The 22,973-nt window shown below is 33.9% G+C and carries 23 protein-coding genes and 2 tRNA genes; 2 read left to right on the plus strand and 23 right to left on the minus strand.

Going from position 1 to position 22,973, the window contains the following annotated elements:
* Nucleotides 1–151: 151 nt before the first annotated feature.
* The 5 genes from BM203_RS01965 to BM203_RS01985 all read right to left on the minus strand — a co-directional run bounded on the left by BM203_RS01965 (nt 152) and on the right by BM203_RS01985 (nt 2,590).
* Complete coding sequence (locus tag BM203_RS01965; RefSeq protein WP_090092348.1) at nt 152–943, minus strand: hypothetical protein; 792 nt, start codon at nt 941–943, stop codon at nt 152–154.
* A gap of 256 nt (nt 944–1,199) precedes the next feature.
* Nucleotides 1,200–1,601: a hypothetical protein gene (locus tag BM203_RS01970; protein WP_143453040.1), complete on the minus strand. Its 402-nt coding sequence runs from the start codon at nt 1,599–1,601 to the stop codon at nt 1,200–1,202.
* Between the two features lie 11 nt (nt 1,602–1,612).
* Nucleotides 1,613–1,981 (minus strand): ArpU family phage packaging/lysis transcriptional regulator, encoded by a 369-nt coding sequence (locus BM203_RS01975; RefSeq protein WP_090092351.1) that lies wholly within the window; start codon nt 1,979–1,981, stop codon nt 1,613–1,615.
* A 420-nt stretch (nt 1,982–2,401) separates the two neighbouring features.
* Nucleotides 2,402–2,475, minus strand: a tRNA-Pro gene (locus tag BM203_RS01980).
* 43 nt (nt 2,476–2,518) lie between these two features.
* Nucleotides 2,519–2,590, minus strand: a tRNA-Gly gene (locus BM203_RS01985).
* A 157-nt stretch (nt 2,591–2,747) separates the two neighbouring features.
* On the opposite strand from BM203_RS01985, the gene BM203_RS01990 reads away from it, so the two are divergent.
* Complete coding sequence (locus tag BM203_RS01990) at nt 2,748–3,560, plus strand: DUF2785 domain-containing protein (protein WP_090092352.1); 813 nt, start codon at nt 2,748–2,750, stop codon at nt 3,558–3,560.
* Between the two features lie 97 nt (nt 3,561–3,657).
* Here the strand turns inward: BM203_RS01990 and BM203_RS08555 are convergent, their stop codons facing one another.
* The 16 genes from BM203_RS08555 to pth form a co-directional block, all read right to left on the minus strand.
* A complete protein-coding gene (locus BM203_RS08555) occupies nt 3,658–3,816 on the minus strand; it encodes a tyrosine-type recombinase/integrase (RefSeq protein WP_090092354.1) in 159 nt (52 codons plus the stop codon).
* A gap of 352 nt (nt 3,817–4,168) precedes the next feature.
* A complete protein-coding gene (locus BM203_RS02000; RefSeq protein ID WP_228150091.1) occupies nt 4,169–4,936 on the minus strand; it encodes an ABC-2 family transporter protein in 768 nt (255 codons plus the stop codon).
* Nucleotides 4,933–5,688, minus strand: coding sequence for an ABC-2 family transporter protein (locus tag BM203_RS02005; RefSeq protein ID WP_090092355.1), 756 nt, complete (start codon nt 5,686–5,688; stop codon nt 4,933–4,935). Before BM203_RS02005 ends, BM203_RS02000 begins: the two co-directional genes overlap by 4 nt.
* Complete coding sequence (locus tag BM203_RS02010; RefSeq protein WP_090092357.1) at nt 5,675–6,622, minus strand: ABC transporter ATP-binding protein; 948 nt, start codon at nt 6,620–6,622, stop codon at nt 5,675–5,677. Before BM203_RS02010 ends, BM203_RS02005 begins: the two co-directional genes overlap by 14 nt.
* 336 nt (nt 6,623–6,958) lie before the next feature.
* Nucleotides 6,959–7,132, minus strand: a complete 174-nt coding sequence (locus BM203_RS02015) for an adenine-specific methyltransferase EcoRI family protein (RefSeq protein ID WP_228150090.1) — start codon at nt 7,130–7,132, stop codon at nt 6,959–6,961.
* 265 nt (nt 7,133–7,397) lie between these two features.
* Nucleotides 7,398–8,945 carry a lysine--tRNA ligase gene (lysS, locus tag BM203_RS02020; protein WP_090092360.1) on the minus strand — a complete coding sequence of 516 codons (1,548 nt, stop codon included), beginning with the start codon at nt 8,943–8,945 and terminating at the stop codon, nt 7,398–7,400.
* Between the two features lie 20 nt (nt 8,946–8,965).
* Complete coding sequence (gene dusB, locus BM203_RS02025) at nt 8,966–9,988, minus strand: tRNA dihydrouridine synthase DusB (protein WP_090092362.1); 1,023 nt, start codon at nt 9,986–9,988, stop codon at nt 8,966–8,968.
* Between the two features lie 106 nt (nt 9,989–10,094).
* Nucleotides 10,095–10,718, minus strand: coding sequence for a histidine phosphatase family protein (locus BM203_RS02030; protein ID WP_090092363.1), 624 nt, complete (start codon nt 10,716–10,718; stop codon nt 10,095–10,097).
* A 117-nt stretch (nt 10,719–10,835) separates the two neighbouring features.
* Nucleotides 10,836–11,702, minus strand: coding sequence for an Hsp33 family molecular chaperone HslO (gene hslO / locus BM203_RS02035; protein WP_090092364.1), 867 nt, complete (start codon nt 11,700–11,702; stop codon nt 10,836–10,838).
* 45 nt (nt 11,703–11,747) lie between these two features.
* Nucleotides 11,748–13,928 (minus strand): ATP-dependent zinc metalloprotease FtsH, encoded by a 2,181-nt coding sequence (gene ftsH, locus BM203_RS02040; protein ID WP_090092366.1) that lies wholly within the window; start codon nt 13,926–13,928, stop codon nt 11,748–11,750.
* A gap of 86 nt (nt 13,929–14,014) precedes the next feature.
* Nucleotides 14,015–15,274 (minus strand): tRNA lysidine(34) synthetase TilS, encoded by a 1,260-nt coding sequence (tilS, locus tag BM203_RS02045; RefSeq protein WP_090092368.1) that lies wholly within the window; start codon nt 15,272–15,274, stop codon nt 14,015–14,017.
* Nucleotides 15,264–15,629, minus strand: coding sequence for a S1 RNA-binding domain-containing protein (locus BM203_RS02050; RefSeq protein WP_090092369.1), 366 nt, complete (start codon nt 15,627–15,629; stop codon nt 15,264–15,266). The genes tilS and BM203_RS02050 overlap by 11 nt, the downstream gene beginning before the upstream one ends.
* Nucleotides 15,626–16,012, minus strand: a complete 387-nt coding sequence (locus tag BM203_RS02055) for an FtsB family cell division protein (protein ID WP_090092371.1) — start codon at nt 16,010–16,012, stop codon at nt 15,626–15,628. The genes BM203_RS02050 and BM203_RS02055 overlap by 4 nt, the downstream gene beginning before the upstream one ends.
* Nucleotides 16,013–16,091: 79 nt before the next feature.
* On the minus strand, nt 16,092–16,334 hold the full coding sequence (locus BM203_RS02060; RefSeq protein WP_090092373.1) for an RNA-binding S4 domain-containing protein: 243 nt from the start codon (nt 16,332–16,334) through the stop codon (nt 16,092–16,094).
* A gap of 16 nt (nt 16,335–16,350) precedes the next feature.
* The gene (gene mfd, locus BM203_RS02065) at nt 16,351–19,842 is read right to left on the minus strand and encodes a transcription-repair coupling factor (RefSeq protein ID WP_090092374.1); all 3,492 of its coding nucleotides are present in this window, start codon (nt 19,840–19,842) and stop codon (nt 16,351–16,353) included.
* A gap of 1 nt (nt 19,843) precedes the next feature.
* Nucleotides 19,844–20,410 carry an aminoacyl-tRNA hydrolase gene (gene pth, locus BM203_RS02070; RefSeq protein WP_090092376.1) on the minus strand — a complete coding sequence of 189 codons (567 nt, stop codon included), beginning with the start codon at nt 20,408–20,410 and terminating at the stop codon, nt 19,844–19,846.
* A gap of 234 nt (nt 20,411–20,644) precedes the next feature.
* Here pth and cbpA point away from each other — a divergent pair, with 234 nt between their 5' ends.
* Nucleotides 20,645–21,352, plus strand: coding sequence for a cyclic di-AMP binding protein CbpA (gene cbpA, locus BM203_RS02075; RefSeq protein ID WP_090092378.1), 708 nt, complete (start codon nt 20,645–20,647; stop codon nt 21,350–21,352).
* Nucleotides 21,353–21,397: 45 nt separating this feature from the next.
* Here the strand turns inward: cbpA and alr are convergent, their stop codons facing one another.
* The gene (gene alr, locus BM203_RS02080; RefSeq protein ID WP_090092379.1) at nt 21,398–22,543 is read right to left on the minus strand and encodes an alanine racemase; all 1,146 of its coding nucleotides are present in this window, start codon (nt 22,541–22,543) and stop codon (nt 21,398–21,400) included.
* 1 nt (nt 22,544) lies between these two features.
* The gene (gene acpS, locus BM203_RS02085; RefSeq protein WP_090092381.1) at nt 22,545–22,898 is read right to left on the minus strand and encodes a holo-ACP synthase; all 354 of its coding nucleotides are present in this window, start codon (nt 22,896–22,898) and stop codon (nt 22,545–22,547) included.
* Nucleotides 22,899–22,973 lie beyond the last annotated feature (75 nt).

Raw genomic sequence — 22,973 nt, forward strand, 5'->3', positions numbered from 1 at the left:
GAAGCCGTAAATCGTAACTTTAGCTAATGAACAATTGCGACAAGCAATTTACTTCAATCATCAAATTCATAAAAATAATAAACAAAAATCATATTATCATGAAGTATTTAAGTAATAATATGTATCAACTGTATTAAGTACTTAAAAATATTTATAAATCGTACTTAGTAAGATTATATATATCGTCATGCACCTTATGCACCTTAATGTAATTATGTAAATTTTTTTTAATAGGCACCCTTAAAAGACCGTTGACTAAATACTTTTCAGGCAATGGATCATCAGAAATAATATGCATTCTATATTCATTCTGAACTTGATATTTTTTTAACTTAGTAAAATACATAAATTTCAGAGCATCACAAAGATCAGTTTTCTGCTGATCTGTTAAATTATTTATATTTATGAGTTCAACTTTTTCATTTGATGATCTTATATTATTAAGCTTTTCTTGTGCTTCACTTCCTCTTTTTAAATAGTCTTCTAATTCAAGATAAAGAACTGCCTTAGTAGAAAATCCTGGCCCATTATAATTGATACTCTTTAAAAAGGATTTGCTTTGAACACATAATTCATCAACTACAGGTTCTACATTGGCTCTTTTTATAGTAATAAATGGTCTTGGGTCCATTTTCCCATACTCGCTTACATTACCCTTTTCTAAGCCCTCTATAATTTCTTTTTTTAATTTATATGGCGGATTTTTTTCGAAGAACGAATCATTTAGCATTGTAAAACAAGATATAAAACAACATTTTTCAATTATACCAGTAGTTAAGATTTTTCCTTCCAAATTATCATACTTTACATTATTACAACAATCTGATTTAAAATCTTTTTGCTTATAACTAAGTATATCTTTTAAACAAAATTCACTTTCTAAAAACTTATTTGCAATTTCAATATTTGGAACAAATTGTAACAGACCTGTTAAAGGAGACATGTATTTACCTCACTAAAATTATTATTTTGAAATTTTGCTATATATTATACACAATTTAAAGTGTACAATACTTTTAAAAGCTATAAATCAATACTTTAATCTGTTTTTGGTTAAACAAATACACTAATAAACGCTGATATTTGTTGGAATACACCCCTATTAACATCCGTACCACTTACTACAAACCTAACCAGTCGTTTTCAGGGTTTAGCATTTTACCTAAAATCTGAACATTTTTTTAAAACGCGACCTCTATTTATTTAACCAACTTAAAAGCTGGTTCTAGTCCTATCTGTTTCTGATATTTAGCAAAGTTATCCATGAATTCATCTAAGGCTATTTGTTTTAATTCCCAATATCTAGATTGGCCATAACCTATTTCTTTCATTGCAATTCTATTCAAGTGATCCAGCAAATAAACGCTTGTTAGTATTTTTCGTGACTTATCAGTACATGCCGCTATTGCTTTGCCCACACAAGTGGTTAACTTTTCAGCATACTTAATCTTAGGTACATCAACGTTAAAAATAGTTAATTGATCTAAATGCTCTGCTACTAAGTCCTTTTTGTGTCTGCCTGCATGAATAGCAAATATACCTAAATCACGTTTAAGAAATACTCTTACATTTTCTTCGTAAACCATTCCTGCTCTTTCCATAACTAAGTTGACTAAATAACGCCCATTTCTTTTAAATATGCCGTAAAATTATCAGCAAATTCAATTAAAGCAATCTGTTTTAACTGATAATATCTAGCTTGACTATAGCCCATTTCAACCATAGTTATTTTATCTAGCTGCCTTTTTAAATAAGCATCTGTTAGTATCTTTCTTGATTTAACCGAACAGGCTTGAATAGCTTTACCAACCACCCACGTTATCTTACCTGCATAAGCAATATCTTCATCAGTACGCTCTTCAGTTAATACAGGGAGCTGGTCTACATTATCCGCTAGTAAATCTCTTCTATGGCGATTACATAGTGCTAATAAATGGTCTAAATCATGTTTGAAAAAATCTTTTACTTCATCAGTTTTCATACTTGCATATCCATATTTTACGCTCTAAGTGTTTTATTTTTAACTTAAGTAAAGTATACCTAAAAGGCAAAAGTAAAGAAATAGAATGCTTTTTTTGCATTCTCTCGAAAGTATCAGACTGATAGCGAAAGCCCTTTTTATGGCGCCCTATTTTAGTTAATTCTGTATCTTTTAAAAAATATGAAGTTGTTTTTTGTACTTCTTGGTGGTCAAACTATTTATCAGATTATTATAAAAGCCCTATAAATCAATCTTTAGCTAAATATCTAAGATTAGCCCACCTGCACGTACTCTTAAAAATATGAAGTCTAATATGAAGTCTTTTAGCCTAATTTCAGTTAATTTCAAAAAATCAGAAAAAATAAAAATGCCTTAGTATCAACGCTTGAAGCTAGTTGAAACTAAGACAAATCTGCTTTATCGGGAAAACAGGATTCGAACCTGCGACCTCTACGTCCCGAACGTAGCGCTCTACCAAACTGAGCTATTTCCCGTTTAATAAAAAAACTCACCTAAAGTGGTGAGTCTTTATTAGAGAGCGGAAGACGGGATTCGAACCCGCGACCCCCACCATGGCAAGGTGATGTTCTACCACTGAACTACTTCCGCAAGACATCTATTATTATAGCAGACAGATATAGTTTTGCAACCCTTTTTTTAAAAAATCTAACTAGCTAATTACTTTATAAAACAAAAGATTATCATATATTAGCAAAAATTTGGTATACTTTTTACCAAGTAATAATTAAAAAAGGGGAGAAAAACCGTGCAAAATGAACTAGAAAATTTATTGCACTTACCCAAAAATCAACTATCCTTTACTGATCAACATGTATATATACTCTTAAATAATCTTGGTAGTATTGATCCACATCTTCGCGATAACCTTAGTTACAGTCTTTTAGCACGTGGTTTTCAGGAAAATTCTTTTAACAAAGAGCAACTTAGAATGATTATCGATTTTTTTATTAATAAAAAGACCTTGTTTCATCAAATTACTGAACCTGAAAATGATTCTGTTTTTTTGCGCACCTTCACTGCCCTATTGGGAGCACTAATTTTGGCAATGGATAGCGACCAGACAATTTTAACCAACGATGAACGGCAAACAATTTTCAACTGGAGTATTGCATATTTAGAATTAGAAAAGGATTATCGCAGCTTTGTCAAAAATAAAGGTTGGGCCCATAGTATCGCACATGGTAGTGACTTTTTAGCTGCAACATTGCGACATCCCAAATTTATCATTCAAGACCAAATAGATCTTTTAAATTTAATCCGAACGATTTTTAACAATATGCAAATTACCTTTGTTGATGATGAAGAGAAACGCTTGGCTTATGCTTTTTTTCAAGGGCTTAAGACTCAAAAATTTTCTACTTCTACTTTTATTGAATTCATTAATGAATTCAATACTGAACGCTACCAAAAATTAGCCAATGACAATTTACTCGGCTGGCATCAATTAAGTACTTGGTTAGCAATACTTCAAAGTTGGTATTTTCTCCTAGAAAAAAGGCCCGAATTACAAGTACCAATTGCTAATTTAATTGAAAAATATTATGATGCTTATAAATAAACGTTGACCTATTTTTGGCTAAGTCTTCTTCAACTACACGTTAAATATCTTCAAGATGCTCTAGACGCATTATTGGGAAGAATTATTAGACTGCTCATTAATCTTCAAACTGTATGAACTGTTCTGGTTTCAGATCCTTAGTTACATCAACATATATACCTAAATTTGTTTGAATATCCAAATGTCCTAAAGCTTCTTGAATAACTTTTATATTTATTCCAAATTCAATCAATCTAGTAGTAAATATATGCCGCAATGTATGGCAACTAAAGTTAAGTAATAAATTTTTTCCTTTATATAATAGAACTTTTACTTAAAGCGTTGAAATTGGCATCCCTAATAAGGTGTATTAATACCATATCCTGTTTTGCCTAGCTTTTGAACGATTATAGAACACAAGTGCTTGACTGCAGGCTCTTTATTTAAACTCTGACATTTTCACCTAATTCAGAATCACCTGACTTACATGACTTAAGAATATAAGTTAGCTTTTCTTCTACATGTTAAAGAAAGCCAATTCATCTTTATTCAAAATAAATGTTGGAGTTATATCTGACTTAGTATGCTGTGATCTTGTACGGTCCCATGTCACTCACCTCCTTTCAAATTTAATTAGCCGAAACATACTTTTTTATTCCTAATCTCCATAAAAATCTAGAAATTACATAAAAAAGGACCAATAAAATCAAATAATAAATAAAATATGACTGTATTCCATATTTCAAAAATTCATTAGTGATATTCGTTGCTAATAATATAGGTAGCACGAATACAAAAATATTTTGTATTATTTTAGGAAATATTTTTGTAGGCCGTGATGCAAAATTGAATAAATCTTCAACAACTCCACCTAATCCTACTAATCCGTTAAACCAAAATAGCAAAGTTAAACATATTTGATTCAAGACAAAAATCATCAAAGCAGTTGTAATTATTAAAATATTAACAACTATAAATTGAAATTGTGTTATTACTTCTTTATTTAGAAAAATGATTAGCAAAATATACGTAATTATAAAATTAAAAATACTTGGAATATCTATACCTCTAATTGCAGATAGCCAATACGAAGAACTAGGTCTGATTAGAACATAATCTAAATTGCCTTCTAAGATATCATCATTTAGTTCTTCATGTCCTAATATAAAAAATATATTATAGACATATGTAGAAGAGTTAACAAAAGTTATTAGAATAAAATATTGATTTTCAGTCCAACCGGGAATACTCCGATTATCAGCATAATAAATATTCCCTGTTACCAATTCAATAATCAAAAATATCAAGGCTAAAACAAAAGTTATAATACTTGTTGTTCTATAAATCAAGAATTCTTCAATACTTTTTTTCCAGATTGTTTTACCAATTCTTATCATGCACCTACACCTTCATACTTTTTAATTCCTATTTTAAAAATATATTTTCTAAGGAAATTAAAACCAACTAGCCATAAAAAAACTACAAAAAAATATTTAATAATCGCATTAGTATTGCCCCCACTAATTATCAACCTTGCAGGTACGTCAGTAACCAAAGAAAAGGGATTATATTGCAGCCAACTATAAATTCTTTTATCCAGCATATTTAAGGGAAAGTACAATCCGCCCAGAAGTAAGTAAATTGCGTTTATGCCGTTACGTAAGGGCCACATATTAATAATCCAAAAACTTAATTCTCCAAGTAACAACATCAAGTTAAAAAACATAAAATTTGCAACTATAAAATAGAAAAACAAAAAAACAACTATAATAAAATTGTTAGAGAGTATTACTAGTAAGACCAAATAGAATATTAGTATATAAAATTGCCTACCAAAGCTATACAAAAAAATATACCAAAAAAGTGATATAGGTTTAGTTATATACATTGATAATCTTCCAGAACTGATTAAACCCGCTAAATAATAAAGTGGAGTAGTTGTAAATATCAAGGTAGTTGTATTAGTAAGAATCAAATATCTGGCCATGTTTATAAAATCAGAATGTGGTAGTAATAAATTCCATATCCATAAAGATACTGCCAAGTTAGCTACCTGTAATATTATTGTAAGGATTATATTAGAGCGAAAGACCAAATTATCCTTCATCCCTAAATATAAAATAGGCATATACTTTTTAATTTTTTTCATTAGCTTTATCCCATTCTTTATATATTGATAAAACCAAATCTTCGATTGTCATTCCTTGCCGATTAATAGATATTATATTTTTCTCTCCTACACTATCAATTTCATTCTGTAATTCTGAAATTGATAGTACTTTTTCTTTAGCAACCATATTGTTATTTGGATCCAAGAATTTAACTTTAAATTTTTGATGATCGTTTATATCCACTGGTAACGAATTTAAAGATCCGTCAAAAACAATGTGCCCCTGGGCTAAAATAAGTAATCGCTTAGAAATCGCTTCAATATCACGTAAATTATGTGACGTAAATATAATCGTAGTTTGATTTACTCTATTTTCTTCAAGTAAAAAATCATATATATTTTTTTGAGTCCCTATATCCAAGCCTAAAGTAGGTTCATCTAGAAATAAATATTTAGGTGAATGAATAAGTGTACATAATAACTCACATTTTACCCGCTGACCTAAAGATAATTTTCGAACAGGGATTTTAATGATATCTTTTAAATTCAACACTTTTATTAAATAATTTAATCTTTTTTTATAATCTTCATCATTTAATTGATAAATCGCACTGAGCATATTAAATGTATCTATAGGTGGCAAGTTCCAAGAAAGCTGGGTCTTTTGGCCAAACATTACACCAATATTTTGATAAAATGATCTCCGATGCAAAGCTGGATTCATATTATCAACCCTAATATCGCCTTCAGTTGGTTCTATTATCCCCGTTAATAATTTTGCAAAAGTAGTTTTCCCTGCCCCGTTAGGTCCAATCAATCCTATTAATTCACCATCAGAAATGTTTAAATTTAGTGTATCAATTGCCCGCTTTTTTTGATTCTTGCGTTTAAAAAAGTCGTGCACTGAACCTATTAACCCAGGATTTTTTTCAAATGTTACATAATCGAATGAAACATTATCTAGTCTGATCATTTTCTCTCACTTACCTCATTAATAATTAATATTATACTCATATTATTCTTAATGTAAACATTTTAGATAGCCTATTTTTAAAAATTACTTTTTATTTCTACATAAACAAAAAAAGTGAGCATAAAGTCTACCACTAATCATTTTGAGTACTCGCAAAATCTTAATTTCAACTACTAAAATCACTTTTTGTGCCTATTTAAAATAATTTTTTGTTTAAAAACGAGTAAAAAGCCTATCAAATTAATCCTTTTAAGTACTAATCTGATAGGCTTCAATTAATTTTAAGCATAAAAATATGATGGAAAAACGAAATCATCTACATGAGTTGATTCTATCTTATATACTTTTTCCCATAATCTTTTCTTCTTCATCATCACCAAATAAAGAAAGCTGTTGATTAACGACTGGACTTGAATCATGGCTTGTAGCAATTAATTTCTTTAAGACATAATCGTTAAAGTAAACTACAAAATATTTAAAGAAATTGCTTTCAAACGGATCATCTATCAAATCAATCCTCTTTGGCCTTTTTTTGCATTTGTTATGCACTGTTTTGCTATTTAAACACCTTATAAAATTATTGTAATTATATTTTATAAAAAAATCTCATATCTATGTTTAAAAACATAAATATGAGATTTGATTTTCGTCAGCCTTTTACCAAATTAGTTTCAAAATTGATGTATTCTTGGTGTAGACACTATCATTTTTAAATAATTTAAGGATTTAAAAGCAAACCTAAACTTTATTGCTAAAACACTCTAGAAGCCTAACATTAGTCTTTCTTAGCCTTTTTAGCTAAATCAGCCTTAACTTCTGCTTCGACACTTTCAATATGCTCTGGACGCATTGTTGGGAAGAGTAGTACATCCCTAATTGCTGGAGCATCAGTTAAAAGCATTACTAAGCGGTCAATCCCGATACCTAGACCACCAGTTGGTGGCATGCCATATTCCATAGCTCGCAAGTAGTCCTCATCAATCATATCAGCTTCATCATTACCGGCTTCTCGCTCAGCCATTTGGGCTTCAAATCTTTCTCTTTGATCATCAGGATCATTTAATTCTGAAAAGGCATTACCATATTCTTCACCCATAATGTAAATTTCAAAGCGATCAGTAAAACGAGGATCATCGGCATTCTTCTTGGCAAGTGGCGATATTTCAACTGGATGACCATAAACAAAAGTTGGATCAACAATTGTTTCTTCACAGTATTTTTCAAAGAAGGCATTAATAATGTGACCAACTTTCCAAAAACCTTCAACCTGAATGTCATGCTCATTAGCTGTTTGAATAGCATCTTCAATGCTCATCTTTTGCCAGAAGTCAACTCCAGTTTTTTCTTTAATTAAATCAACCATGTGAACCCGACGGAATGGCTTACCTAAGTCAATCTCAGTTCCCTGATAAGTAACCTTACCGTCATCTGTAACTACATTAGCAGCCGCACGAATAATTCCTTCTGCTTCATCCATAACATCATGAAAATCCCAATATGCAGCATACGTTTCCAGTTCAGTAAATTCTGGATTATGATGGGTATCTAAACCTTCATTTCTAAATACACGGCCAATTTCATAAACTCGCTCCATATCACCAACAATTAAACGTTTAAGTGGTAATTCAAGCGCGATTCTCATATATAAATCAATATCTAATGCATTGTGATGTGAAATAAATGGACGCGCTTCAGCACCGCCCGGAATATTATGTAAAACTGGCGTTTCAACTTCTAAAAATTCTTTTTGATTTAAGAAATCGCGAATCGCTTGAATAATCTTAGTCCGGTTAACAAAACGTTCATAACTTGCACGATTAGAAATAAGATCAAGATAACGCTGACGATAAATTTGCTCAACGTCTTTTAAGCCATGATATTTATCTGGTAATGGTCTTAGTGCCTTAGATAAAAAGGTAATATGCGTGGCACGGATTGTTAATTCACCGGTGTCAGTCTTCATAACTTCACCGTCAATGCCTAAGAAATCACCAATATCTGACTTTTTAAATATTTGATAATTTTCTTCACCAACTGCATCTTTACGTACATAAATTTGAATTTTACCAGTTCGATCGTACAAATCTGCAAAACCAACTTTACCTTTTCCTCTTTTAGCCAACATACGACCTGCAATTTTAGTCTTTGGCAATTCAGCATTTAATTCATCTTTGTCAGTATAAGCATACTTTTCATTCAAAGTTCGGGCTAAATCTGCTCGAGCAAATTTTCTCATACCAAATGGTTCAATCCCATTATCACGTAGCTCTTCCATTTTTTGGCGACGAACAATTAACTGATCATTCATTTCATTTTTAGCCAATTACTTTTCCTCCATTATATTTATAGCTTAATTTCATTTTTGACCGCTTTTTGCGCATGCCATTTTTCATATTCTGTCACAAAATTATCAAGCAGATCATAGACTTCTTGGGCAGTCCAAACTTCATTTATTTTAGCACGAGTTCGAGCTGAACGGGGAACTCCTTTTAGATAATAGGCAGCTTGCTGTCTAAATTCTGGAACTGCAATTTTTTCTCCCTTTAGTTCGACTAATCCCTTAAGCTGATGCTTAGCTGTCTCAACACGCTCTCCTACTGTCTGTTCGGGCAGTTTTTCACCCGTTTCTAAGTAATGCACCATATCTTTTAAAATCCAAGGATTACCAAGTGCTGCTCGTCCGACCATGACCGCAGTACAACCAATTTCATTCAGGGCTCTTTGAGCTAACTCAGGTGTAGTAATGTCTCCATTGGCTACAAAGGGTACATCTAGTACCTGAGCTACATCATGCAAAGTCTCCCAGTCCGCTTCACCTGCATACATCTGCTTGCGGGTTCGGCCATGCATCGCAATCATACTGGCACCAGCTTCTTGGGCAGCTAAAGCATTTTCAACCGCAAAAATATGCTTCCGATCCCAACCAATTCTCATTTTAATTGAAACTGGTTTAGAAACATTTTGCACAACTTTATGCACCATTTGATAAATTTTATTGGCATCAAGCAACCATTTTGATCCAGCATCAGTTTTAGTTACCTTAGGTACCGGACACCCCATATTAATATCAATAATGTCAGCAGCAGTGTGTTGGTCAATATACTGCGCCGCTTCCAGGAGTGTTGCTTCAGTACCGCCAAAAATCTGAATACTCATCGGATGTTCACGCGGATCAACTTTCATCATCGACATCGTCTTTTTATTACGATAAATTATACCGTGATCAGAAATCATTTCACATACAACTAGTCCTGCCCCAAATTCTTTACAAATCATTCTGAAGGCAGAATTAGAAACTCCTGCCATTGGAGCGACTACCACGCGGTTGGGAATGGTTAAATCACCAATTTTCCAGCTATTGTCCACACAATCATCCTTTCAAATACTCTAATATCATAACAAAAACAAACCCCTAAAGAAAATTTCATTGTAGCATTAATTAAAAAATACTATAGAAGGGCTTTTTTACCAATTAATCAGAGAAGAAATCACTTGGTGCCACCCGATTATAATAACGTAAAAAGGGCTGCTTACTATGATCAGCAACAGAAATTCTGGTAACACTTGCATTTTTAGCTTCACCAATTATTGCAATGTTAGGCGTATGCAATATGTTTTGAACCAATGCCCTTGAAGCTGTGCCATGAAATACCAAAAGTACTGTTTCATTGACATGCCTGTGTACAAGATCTTGCCAAAATTCCATCAAGCGCTCATTTAAATGCTGATAGCTTTCACCCGAACAGAAATTAGTATAATTTTCTGTAAAATAGCCTAACTCGTCAAATGCTTCGGGATACTTGGCAAGTAGTTCTTGAGCTGGTTTCCCATCCCAATTGCCGTAGTCAATCTCTTTTAAGCGGTCATCGTAAATAATATCGTGCTTACCACGATCTAAAATTTCAGCTGTCTGCTTTGCACGAATTAAGGGACTAGCATAGACGTAATCAATTTTTTCTATATCAAAACTATCTCCTAAAGCTGTAACTTGTTTAATTCCTGTTTCATTCAAAGGTAAATTAGTACCGGCACCATTAATGGCAAAAGTTTTATTAGTATCAGTTTGGCCATGCCGTACAATATAAACATTTAGCATTGGGCTGATCCTCGCTTTCTTATTTAGATTAACTCTTTCATTATAATAAAAACCATACGATATCGCATCTCTATTTTTATTAACATGCAACTATACTTTAAAATACTGTGCTTTTATTTATTGAATAATATTCCTTAATTCTTTTTCAGTAAATTGATATTTATTTCCACAAAAATTGCACGTTAATTCAGCACCATGGTCTTCTTTAATCATCGTTTCAATTTGACTTGTTTTTAATGTTGCCAGAATCTGACAATATTTTTCCTTTGAGCAGTCACATTTATAAGCCACATCTTCCCTAGTTAATATTTTACAATCATTCCCTAAAATCGATTCTGCCAATTCCTCTGGTGTCATTCCAGCCAAAAAAGCGGTTGACAAAGCTGGTAAATGATCAATCCGCTCAATAGTTTTTGTAATCAGGCTGTCACTTGCCCCAGGCAATGCTTGAAGCATAAATCCACTTGCTTCACCAATTGTATTATTAGGATTAACAAAAACTGAAAGCCCTACTGCAGAAGGAATTTGTTCTGACTTAGTTAAATAATAGGCAATATCTTCCGCAATTTCACCAGATACAATAGGAACTTGCCCAGTATAGGGTTCTTTTAACCCTAAGTCCTTTGTCACTTCAAGCCATCCTTGACCAACTGCCTTTTTAACATCAATATGCCCACCCGCTTTAGCAGGCAAAGCGATATGCGGATTTTTTACATACCCCTTAACAGTTAAGTCAGATTTAGCTGTAACAATTGTAGGCCCAACGGGACCATCGCCAAGTAAGCGGATTGTGAGTTCTTCCTGATCCGTTAATTGAGCTCCTGCAAGTAATTCACCTGCAAGTAAAGTTCGTCCTAAAACAGCAGAAGCGGCTGACCAAGTATTATGTCTAGTCTGTGCTTCTTGCACTAAATTTTTAGCCGAAATGGTTAATAACCGTAGATTTTTTGTTTTGTCAATTGCTTTCATTAAGTAATCGCTCATTGTATTCTCCTAAAAAAATAGAGCCTAGCTAGGCCCTATTTGTAATTAGTCTTGCGGATGATTATCCGAAGCCTTTTTATTTTCATTTTTATCAGTTTTTGCCACTGACTTAGACTTATTAGAATCAAGTGCCTTAGATTCAAGTGAAGATTTGGCTTTCACCGGATTTTCAGGATTTTTTGCTTCTACTTCTTGGTTTTTTTGTACGGGAGTTTCCGGCTTACTATCAGCCATAATTTCCTTATGATTGTCCTTCTTCTCAGCCGCAGCTTTAGCTTCCTCATAAGTTAAAACTTTAGATTCGCTAGGATATTCTTGCTCAGTCTTTTCTGGCATCTTACCAGTGGTATAGAGTGCCATAATTTGCTTTTCATCTAATGTTTCATATTTAAGTAATGCTTCAGCAATAATGCGGTGTTTTTCACGATTATTCTTTACAATCTCAACCGCCTGAGTATGAGCTTTATCAAGTATTTCTCTGACTGCTTCATCAATTTTAGCCGAAGTAGCCTCACTATACGGCTTTAAGCCATATGGATTGGTTTCACCTTCTTTTTCTAATTCAACCATTCCTAAAGAGTCAGTCATACCATAATTAACTACCATACTATGAGCAATTGCAGTTGCTTGTTCAAAGTCATTCGATGCTCCAGTTGATTGATCACCTACAACAACTTCTTCACCAGCACGTCCACCCATTAAACCAACAATTTGTTCCATTAATTGCTTTTTAGTCAAAAGAAATTGATCATCTTTAGGCATCATTAAATTATAGCCACCCGTACGACCATGGGGAACAATAGTCACCTTTCGCACGGTACGTGAATCGCTTAAAACCAAACCACAAATTGAGTGCCCCGCTTCATGAAAGGCAACTCGTTGTCTTTCTTTTTGTGAAATCATACTATTACGCTTAGCTGGACCAGCAATAACCCGATCTTCAGCTTCATCTAAATCAAGAGCAGTAATTTCTGACCCATTACGTCTAGCCGCTAATAAAGCAGCTTCATTTAACAGGTTAGCTAAATCAGCACCAACAAAACCTGGAGTTTGCCGTGCGATTTCTTTTAAATCAACATCATCTGCAAGTGGCATGTTTTTAGCATGTACCCGCAAAATTGCTTCACGTCCACGTACATCTGGTGAACCCACTAAAATTTTACGGTCAAAACGACCAGGTCGCAATAACGCTGGATCGAGAACATCCGACCGGTTAGTGGCAGCAATAACAATTACGCCTTCATTTCCTTCAAAACCATCCATTTCCACTAACAACTGGTTTAAAGTCTGTTCACGTTCATCATTACCACCACCACTGGCATTACTACCACGGCGACGACCAATCGCATCAATTTCATCAATAAAAATGATACTTGGGGCATTCTTTTTCGCATTAGTAAATAAATCACGCACACGACTGGCCCCGACACCAACAAACATTTCCACAAAATCAGAACCTGAAATTGAAAAGAACGGTACATTGGCTTCACCCGCTACAGCACGGGCTAACAAAGTTTTACCCGTACCCGGAGGACCCTCTAATAAAACTCCAGATGGAATTTTTGCTCCAAGTTTAGTAAACTTAGCTGGATTTTTTAAAAATTCAACTACTTCAACTAACTCTTGCTTTTCTTCTTCTTCACCTGCAACGTCAGAGAAACGAATTTTATTTTTCTTTGGATCCTCTGGTTTAACATGTGATCGACCGAAATTCATAATTCCGCCATTGCCACCTCGACCACCGCCACTTTGGCTAATCATCATCCAAAGTAAAACGATAAAGAGAATTGTCGGCACTAGCATTACAATAGTAGAAATCCAGTTGCCAGATTGTGACTCACCCTGAGTGGTCATTTTTGTACCATTTTGTTGAGCTAAATCTTGTATTTTAGACACACTTGAATCATTCTGAAGCATAGTTGTAGAAAAGTGATCTACTTTTGCAACAGATTTATCATTAAAAAAATCAAAACTTGATTTTTCTTTACTATTTTGTGCTTCCTTATAGCTTCCTGAAATCGTATACACACCATTGGCAGGCTGAACGTTAAAACTTTTAACTTTACCTTGATCTAAATCTTTTACAAATTCTGAATAGCTAATATTTTCACTACCACCAGAACTATTAGATCCACCAAGTGCCCAGTTGATTCCCGCTACTAATAAAAGGAAAACAACTAAATAGAACAAGCCATTTGAAAACAGCCGATTCCGGTTATTCTTCATAAAAAACCTCCGCAAAGTTTCTATAGATACACGAATAAAAGTTTATCACAAATTTCACTAATGCTCTATCTTTTTAAAATTTCTTATCAATTGGTCGCATATATGTAATATTTTTGTTCATTTTCACTAACCAATTGATTGTGATACGTATGTTCCACGTATACAGTAACGCCATTTGCATATACGCTTAAACAATATGGTCGTAATAAGTTAGGAATACAGTTTTCCGCAAACTTTTTTTTACTTAGCACATGATGACCATTCTTTAAAGGTAATTTTTCACCTTGAGCTAAAAGTCCTACACTAAATTTAGCTTTAGCAGGCGCTTTAAAGCAATCAATTAAATTTCCATGTTCCTGTTTGCTTCTACTAATTATAAAACGGCGCTGATTAAAAGAAAACTCATAGTCGATCTTAATCGATTTGCTCTTTTCTAATACTCGTAGCTTGTTTTTGCATAAATAAAAATAGCCTTGGTAACTAATAAGTTTAAAGCCAGATAAATTTTCATTAACACGTCTATGCCAAGTGCGCCAAATAAAATATTGCCAATAAGAAATTTGTTCTGCCCTAGACAAAGTGGATAAAGTACTTATCGGTAAGCGATATGATACCCCAACAAAAGGCTCTGGCTGCGCTAATTGATCAAATCGATGGGCAACTAATGAAAGCAATAAATTAATTTGGTTACTGAATCGCAACGCATTACGTCCAATTAATGGATTCTCTTTTTTTAAAAGTGGAACAACATTATGACGTAAGCGATTCCGTAAAACATCATCCTGACCATTAGTTTGATCAATCACAAAAGGAATATGATTAGCCTTATTATAGGCTAATAAATCCACCTTTTCCATTGATAACAAGGGCCTCAATAACAGAAATTCTTGAAAATGACTTATAGCTTGCAAATTATTCATTTCACTTGGATTCCCTGAACGAATAAATTTAAGCAAAATATTTTCTATTAAATCGTCCAAATGATGCGCTGTTAGCAAATAATCAGCATGTCTAGCCCTAGCTGTTCGTAACAAAAATGAATAGCGGTACGCACGGGCAGCTGCCTCTATGCCTTTTTCCGGATGCATTTCAACTGGCCAATACTCATTTACTACTGCAATTTCTTTATTTTGGCAATAGTTATTAATTACCTCAATTTCACGATGAGCATCAGGTCTTAATTGGTGGTCTAGATGTGCCGCAACTAATCTAAAATTATACTTACCCCTTAATTTATAGAGCATATCCAGTAATGCCATTGAATCTGGCCCACCACTTGTGGCGACAACTAAAGTTTTAGCAGATAAAGAAATTTTTCTTTGATTAAAAAAATTTTCAATTTGCATAGATAACCAGTTCTTGTTCTAATTTTTTGATTTCTGTCTGGCTATTACTTACTGTCTCAGCCAAAACAGATAAAAAATTTTCCTTTTTTGTTTGCAAAAACTCATTGGTCTGATCAATCAGCTGTGAATCATTTACCCGCATTTTTGACAGACTTATTTTTCCGCGATAATTGTGGATGACAACCACCCTTATAGCCTGACCACTGTGATAATTTTGCCGTTCGTGTAACCAATTAGCCCCAAAATCTTTATGATGAATCAGTCCAATCTTGTTTTTGGGTAGTGTCACAAATATACCCAAATCTGTAATTTTATTGATCACACCTGTAATACGCTGTCCTACTTGATACTTCATTGATCCTTATTTTTTTCCTCAGGTAAATTATAAATTGTTTCATTTGGCTTAGAGTATAAAAATTTAAAACGAACCAATTTAGCTACATAATCTGAATCTTTCAAGTTATCTCGTTTAATCGATAAACTGCGTTTTTGCTCATTAAGTTCGCTAAGTGTTTGCTTAGAGGTCTGCACTTGATCATTTATTTGCCTTGTTTGCATATACGCATGCATTATTTGCATACCCAAAAACACAAATAAAATCACAAAAGCACCAGCAATTAGCCTACGCCGAACTCGATGAACATGTTTTATATACTTTTCACGCTGCCGTTGCTTTTTTACTAAAAGAGCTAGTTGCTCCTTTTTACCTGGCGAATTGTAAATACGTGGTCCTTTCATGGCTTTCCCCTATATAAATTAAATTGATCCTAATTCAATTATAACAATGACTAAAATAAATGTCATATATCTAAGTTGCTTAATCAACTAATTCATAAAGTTCACTTGCTTCAGCTTTTTTAGTTGTTTCTCGAATAGCACACACTTTTGCTTTAACTGTTCTGGAACCATAACCAACCTCAATCAGGTCACCAAGTTTTACCTCATAACTTGACTTCACTACTTTATCGTTTACCCTAATTCGTCCTTGATCAGCCATTTCTTTAGCAATTGGCCGTCTTTTCACTAAACGGGAAATTTTCAAAAATTTATCAATTCTCATTGTTCTGCCTCAATTCTTATCTTTGAATAATATCACTTACTGCACTCATAAATTTAATTAGTTCATTAATCAACTGTCTCTTAGACATATTATCTAAAAGCGTCAACAGCACAACCAAGTGCTTTTGTGGATTTAAATTAATTTTGACTTTTAAGGAAACATGTTCTAAAGCTTTGAAAATATTAGGTCCAGTCAATTCTTTACTAGCTGAAACATCAAATTCAACTTTTATTTGTTGCTTTACTCTAATAATACTCAACACTTGGGCTAAGTCAGCTTCAAGTTTTAAATTTGAAATTGCCAAAAGATTTTCAACTGGTTCAGGATAATCACCAAAACGATCAATTAATTCATCCTGGATTTCCTGAATTTCATCAAAATTAGCAGCCTTGATTTTTTTATAAAATTCAATTTTTTCTTCTTGGTCACTAATATAACTTTCCGGAATATAAGCTTCAAAATCTAGTTCAATTTCCGCATTACTCTTTTTGACTTTATGCTTACCCTTGCGGTTATAAATTGCATCGCTGAGCATCTGTGAATATAAATCATACCCTACACTGTCAATAAAGCCATGTTGCTGTGCTCCAAGCATATTGCCAGCACCCCGAATTGACAAATCACGCATTGCTATTTTAAAGCCTGAACCTAATTCAGTAAAATCACGAATTGCTTCTAAGCGCTTTTCACCCACTTCAGTTAACACTCGATTAGGCTGATATAAGAAATAGGCATAAGCCAACCTTGCACTACGCCCGATTCGTCCGCGCAGCTGATAAAGCTGACTTAAACCATAATGGTCGGCATTTTCAATGACCATCGTATTTACATTAGGCATATCAATACCTGTTTCAATAATTGTAGTTGTGACCAAAATATCAAATTCGCGATTTAAAAAGCGATATAAAATATCCTCCATCTGATTTTTGCTCATTCGACCATGTACACTAGCAATTCGAGCCGTAGGCAATAGCTCTTGTAACCTGACTACCACATCATCAATATCACCAATTCGATTGTGTAAATAAAAGACTTGCCCATCACGTTGCATTTCACGCAAGCAGGCATCCTTGACCACGCTTGGCAATTCCTCCATGACATAAGTTTGAATTGGAAAACGGTTAGAAGGCGGTGTTTCCATCACCGAAAGATCACGTACACCAACCATTGACATATGTAGGGTCCTTGGAATTGGTGTAGCTGTTAGTGTTAATACATCAATATTAGCTTTTAGTTCTTTTAGGCGTTCTTTGTGCTTAACCCCAAATCGTTGTTCTTCATCAACAATTAGCAGTCCCAAATCTTTAAACTGCACATCTTTAGATAAAAGTCGGTGCGTACCTACAACTAAATCAAGCTTACCCGCCTGAAGTTCAGCAATAATTTTTTGGGTTTCACTTGCAGTTTGAAACCTTGATAAGACTGCATAATTAACTGGAAAGTTTTTAAATCGATCTTGAATTGTTTCAAAGTGTTGTTGAGCTAGAATAGTTGTTGGCACTAAGAAAGCCACTTGCTTACCACTTTCAATCGCTTTAAAGGCAGCCCGTAATGCCACTTCAGTTTTACCAAAGCCTACATCACCAACTAACAAGCGATCCATTGGTTTCTCTTGTTCCATATCATGCTTGATTTCTTTAGTTGAGCGTAACTGGTCAGCTGTTTCAACATAAGGAAAAGCAGCTTCAAACTGCTGTTGTAATTCATCATCTGGAGCAAAAGCAAAACCTTTTTCTGCTTCACGTTTTGCATAAAGTTCAATCAGGTCATCTGCAATATCTTCAACTTTAGACTGAACTTTACGCTTGGTATTAGCCCATTCACTGCCACCTAATTTATTAATATGCGGCTGCTTTTCTTCTGAAGCAACATACTTTTGCACCAACTTTAATTGATCAGCTGGAACAAATAACTGATCACCATGTTGATAAGTTATAGTAATATAATCGCGCTTAATTCCTTGGTTTTCTAGCGTCTTAATTCCTTCAAAACGGCCAATCCCGTGATTGACGTGCACAACATAATCGCCTGGTTTTAACTCAGTATAATTACGTAAACGCTGTGCATTTTCTAATGTTTTAATTTTTGAGGGTTGGTGGGTGGGTTTATTAAATAATTCTTGTTCAGTTAAATAAACTAACTTACTATTAGGTAAAGAAAAGCCACGCATAAATGAGCCAACAATTATTTGTGTTTGTTGCTCAATTAACTGATCAGCTTCAACTATTGGAACGTTTACACCAAATTCAGCTAAAGTCTGCTTAATTTGTTGTGCTCTTTGAATATTATCTGCTTGCAAGATAACCGTTTGTTTCTTTTTTTGATAAGACTCAATTTCAGTTTTCAACAGCGGCATCTGACTAAAGAACTCTTGAGGCTGTCTAGTTTGCCAATCAAGGAGTTGCCCTAACCGAACTCGACCAATACTCCTTTGAAAAGGGGAAAAATATACATGATGGTGCCCGTCTATAGCCCAATTTTTATAAAAATCACTGCGCACTACTTGCCCTGGCAACATTGCACCGGTCTTCAATTCGTCAGCAATAAAACCAGCATTTTGCTGATCTACTGTTTTAATTGACTGATTAATTAAGGACCAATCATCTAATACAATTAAGCCATCTTTAGTTAGATAATCTAAAATGCTACTTGAATTAGAAAGTAAGAAGTCAATTAGAAAAGAATAGTTCTGGGGTAAATTATTATCATTCAAATTCGCTAAAATTGAAGTAAAATGATTTTCCACTTCTTCTTTAGGTGCTGGGGCATCGACCATTGCAACTTCAATTTGCTTAACTGCACTTTTAAAGTTATGTACAGTAAAAATATGATCCTGCGCCGGTCCTATTGATAAAGCTTTAATTTCTTTTTGACTACGCTGACTAGCTAAATCCAATTCCCGAATAGTATCAACTTGATCACCAAAGAATTCGATTCTAACTGGATTTTCACGATCTAGAGGATAAATATCTAAAATATCACCTCGTAAAGCAAATTCTCCTGGTTTAGCTACTAAATTTTCCCGCCGATACCCTGAACTAATCAACCAACTTGTTAAATCAGTTAAATCGTACTCAACTTCAACCCTAATTTCTTGCCTTACAGCTTGATATTCTTTAGGATTAGACAATTTATATTGCACCCCTTGTGGGGTAGTTAGCACAATTCCTTGTTCACCAGTTAATAAAAAGTTAAGTGCTTGTATTCGACTACTTAGTTCATCCGGTGAGCTAACTGCTGTTTGTGTAGCAATCGTTGCATCTAATGGGAAAAGCTGTACTCTACCATCTGGCATTAACTGCTTTAATTCACCATAGAGCTTTTGCACCTTGTTTTCATTCTCTTCAATTAAAATTATTGGTCGATCAAGCTCACTTACTAGCTGACATAAAAGTACACTAAAAGCACCAGCATTGGCACCGGTGATGAGTGAATTTTTCACATTAACTGTTTTAGCTATAAAATTAGTTAATTCTTGATCTTTTTCAATTAAATTAGTTAAACGCATATCAATTATATTTATTCATCAAAAATTGGCAACCCTTACCAGTAATAAAATCCGTAATTACATCACTACTAATTTCAAAAGCATTATCCATTAATTTTTGTTGCTCCATACTAAATTTGGATAAAACCCACGAAATAACACTAGCTTCAGTAACATTAGCTGGATGTTTGATACCGATTTTGAGCCGGTTAAAATCACTAGTGCCAAGATCGCGAATGATACTTTTAATTCCGTTATGCCCACCAGATTTACCAGTTGCCCGAATTCTAATTTTTCCTAATGGTAGATCCATATCATCTTGTATAATCAAAACATCTTGTGCCTTAATTTTAAAAAAGTGGGCAAATTGGGCAACTGAGCGGCCAGATTCATTCATAAAAGTTTGTGGTTCAAGAAAAATAACATCTTCACCCTTAATAACTTGTTTAATATATCTGCCTTCAAACTTTTCGCGCTCAAGCTGAAGGGAACCTTGCTTTAAATAATAATCTAGCGCCATAAAGCCTGTATTATGCTTGGTACCATCATATTTTTTACCTGGATTTCCTAAACCAACAATTAATTTCATTAGTAATTCCCCTTACTTTTAATCGTATTTAATGAATAGTATAGCCACCTCATAGGATAATTAATAAGCATACTTACATTTACATGTACATGTAAATGTGAAGTAAAAATCTTTTTTAATTATCCTGTACGTGCTAAACTCTATTTATCCAATATTTAATTTTAATACTTATCTAATTAATATACTATTTATGTTATAATTATCTAGAACAATTTTTATAATGGAGGCAGTTTCATGCTTATTAAATCTTTAGTTATCAAAAAAGATTATCTAACAACAGTCAACGAACATGCTACATTAGCTGAAGCCCTGGAAACTTTAGAAGATTCGGGCTACAGATGTGTACCTATTTTAGATGATACTGGAACTATTTTTCGTGGGAATATTTATAAGATGCATATTTACCGCCACAAATCTCAAGGAAAAGATATGGATTTACCAGTAACACATCTACTTAAAAACGCAACTAAAACAATTAAAGTTAATTCACCATTTTTTAAAGTATTCTTCACAATAAAAGACCTACCTTACATCTCTGTTCTAGATGAAAGCGGTAAGTTCTATGGTATTTTAACACACTCTCGCTTATTAGACATGTTATCTGATGCATGGAATCTTAAAACCGGTTCGTATGTCCTCACCGTTTTAACCGATAATTCAAATGGTAATTTAGTAAAAATGGCAAAAATTATTAATAAATATTCTAATATCGCTGGAACAATGAGTTTAGATGCATCTACTGCTCAGCAAAGTCATAATTTCGTTCGCCGAATCTTATTTACTCTTCCAGCTGGTGTGAGTGAAGAAACACTGAAAACTATTGTTGGTAAATTAGAACATAAGGGTTACGTAGTTGCAGAAATTGAAGATTTACAAGCTGGCATGACCATTATGAGCGATGAAAATCCAGGAGTTTATCTCAATAAGCCAATTAATGATTAATTTCATTGACAAAAAAGACATTGCTTTTGCAATGTCTTTTTTTGATTAGCAATTCAATTGCCCGTAATATTTACGCGGTAAGCGATCATCTAATAAACAAGCTACTTCATAATGAATTGAATCAACGTAATCAGCTGCCGCCTTAATATTATTAGGAGCTAGTGGGTCATTAGAAATCAGTACCACTTTGGTACCCACGGGCATTTCATGAGGCAATCGCACCATTAATTGATCCATACATATTCGTCCCACAATTGGGCAATATTCGTTTCCTACTTTTATTTTAAAGCCCTGAAACTTACGAATAAAACCGTCAGCATATCCTACTGGTACCGTGCCAATTATTTGGTCACTAGTTGCAACATAAGTTGAACCATAGCCTACCCCCTGATTGGCATGAATGGTGTGCACCTGCACTAGTTCACTTTCAAATGAAAGGGCGGGTTTTAATTTAATTGTTAGTGACAAATCTGGACTAGTAGGATTCGAGGATGGATTCAAACCATACATTCCAATTCCAAAACGTACTAGATCACTATGAACACCCTTATTAAAAACACTAGCTGCTGTATTATCCACATGAATCCATTTTGGTTTTATTTTTAGCAATTTTTTTAAATGATTAAAGCGCTGAACTTGACTTTTAAAGTAAGTATCATCACTACTATCAGCTGAAGCAAAATGAGTAAATAGTCCTTCAACAAAAAAATTAGGATTATTTAATAAAAAATTATTAGCGTTGAGAAATTCAGCATCCTCACTAAAACCAATTCGCCCCATCCCAGAATCAATCGCCAAATGTATTTTAAGAATTAAATCTGCATTTTCTGCTACTAAGATTTTTTCTGCATCTTCTAACCACGCTAAATTGGGAACTGTTAGGGAAATATCATTAGCAGCAGCTAGCGAGGTAAATCTAGGTGGTGTTACACCTAAGACTAGAATTGGCTGAACAATCCCTGCTTGACGTAACTCTAAAGCCTCATCTAAAATAGCCACGCAAAAACCACTCACGCCAACTTTTACTGCCTCTTGAGCAACTTGTGCAGCCCCATGTCCATATGCATTTGCTTTAACAACCGCAAACAATTTTTGCCCCGGTTCTAAATGTCTTATTTCTTCTTTTATATTTTGCCTAATAGCTGCCAAATCAACACAAACAGCAGCCGGACGATGTATTCCTGGAATCATTTTATTTCTCCAAAACAACTAATGTGATTATTTCATGATTGTCGTGGGTAATACTCGACCAAATTTTACCAGTGAACTTTGGTGAAGTTGTCACCGGATGCCCTACCTTATCCCACAGCGTTTCAACATCTTGCAATCCAATTTCTTTTCCAAGTCCAGTCCCCATGGCCTTAGAAAAAGATTCTTTTATTGAAAAACGACCACCTAAATATTCTACTTTTCGCTTATTAACCATCTTTTGATATTGAGCAAATTCCTTAGGTGTTAAAACTTTTTTTGCAAAAGAATCGCCCTTGGTCACAATTTTTGCCACACGTTCAACTTCAATAGTATCAATACCTACGCCTACAATCATTTTTTTACCTCATATAAAAAATTATAATACAAAAAAAGAGTTGTACATCAAGCCAACTCATTATTTTGTAAATCA

Origin of the sequence: Lactobacillus bombicola, from assembly GCF_900112665.1 — a bacterium.
In the GTDB taxonomy this organism is placed as follows: domain Bacteria; phylum Bacillota; class Bacilli; order Lactobacillales; family Lactobacillaceae; genus Lactobacillus; species Lactobacillus bombicola.

Bases quoted from the DNA above. Each gene is read 5' to 3' on its own strand.
- BM203_RS01965 (WP_090092348.1), bottom strand. From the start codon at position 943: ATGTCTCCTTTAACAGGTCTGTTACAATTTGTTCCAAATATTGAAATT.
- BM203_RS02050 (WP_090092369.1), bottom strand. From the start codon at position 15,629: ATGAAGTATCAAGTAGGACAGCGTATTACAGGTGTGATCAATAAAATT.
- BM203_RS02055 (WP_090092371.1), bottom strand. From the start codon at position 16,012: ATGAAAGGACCACGTATTTACAATTCGCCAGGTAAAAAGGAGCAACTA.
- cbpA (WP_090092378.1), top strand. From the start codon at position 20,645: ATGCTTATTAAATCTTTAGTTATCAAAAAAGATTATCTAACAACAGTC.
- hslO (WP_090092364.1), bottom strand. From the start codon at position 11,702: ATGAGCGATTACTTAATGAAAGCAATTGACAAAACAAAAAATCTACGG.
- BM203_RS02005 (WP_090092355.1), bottom strand. From the start codon at position 5,688: ATGAAAAAAATTAAAAAGTATATGCCTATTTTATATTTAGGGATGAAG.
- mfd (WP_090092374.1), bottom strand. From the start codon at position 19,842: ATGCGTTTAACTAATTTAATTGAAAAAGATCAAGAATTAACTAATTTT.
- BM203_RS02030 (WP_090092363.1), bottom strand. From the start codon at position 10,718: ATGCTAAATGTTTATATTGTACGGCATGGCCAAACTGATACTAATAAA.
- tilS (WP_090092368.1), bottom strand. From the start codon at position 15,274: ATGCAAATTGAAAATTTTTTTAATCAAAGAAAAATTTCTTTATCTGCT.
- acpS (WP_090092381.1), bottom strand. From the start codon at position 22,898: ATGATTGTAGGCGTAGGTATTGATACTATTGAAGTTGAACGTGTGGCA.
- BM203_RS01975 (WP_090092351.1), bottom strand. From the start codon at position 1,981: ATGAAAACTGATGAAGTAAAAGATTTTTTCAAACATGATTTAGACCAT.
- BM203_RS02060 (WP_090092373.1), bottom strand. From the start codon at position 16,334: ATGAGAATTGATAAATTTTTGAAAATTTCCCGTTTAGTGAAAAGACGG.
- BM203_RS01970 (WP_143453040.1), bottom strand. From the start codon at position 1,601: ATGGAAAGAGCAGGAATGGTTTACGAAGAAAATGTAAGAGTATTTCTT.
- BM203_RS02010 (WP_090092357.1), bottom strand. From the start codon at position 6,622: ATGATCAGACTAGATAATGTTTCATTCGATTATGTAACATTTGAAAAA.
- ftsH (WP_090092366.1), bottom strand. From the start codon at position 13,928: ATGAAGAATAACCGGAATCGGCTGTTTTCAAATGGCTTGTTCTATTTA.
- pth (WP_090092376.1), bottom strand. From the start codon at position 20,410: ATGAAATTAATTGTTGGTTTAGGAAATCCAGGTAAAAAATATGATGGT.
- alr (WP_090092379.1), bottom strand. From the start codon at position 22,543: ATGATTCCAGGAATACATCGTCCGGCTGCTGTTTGTGTTGATTTGGCA.
- BM203_RS02000 (WP_228150091.1), bottom strand. From the start codon at position 4,936: ATGATAAGAATTGGTAAAACAATCTGGAAAAAAAGTATTGAAGAATTC.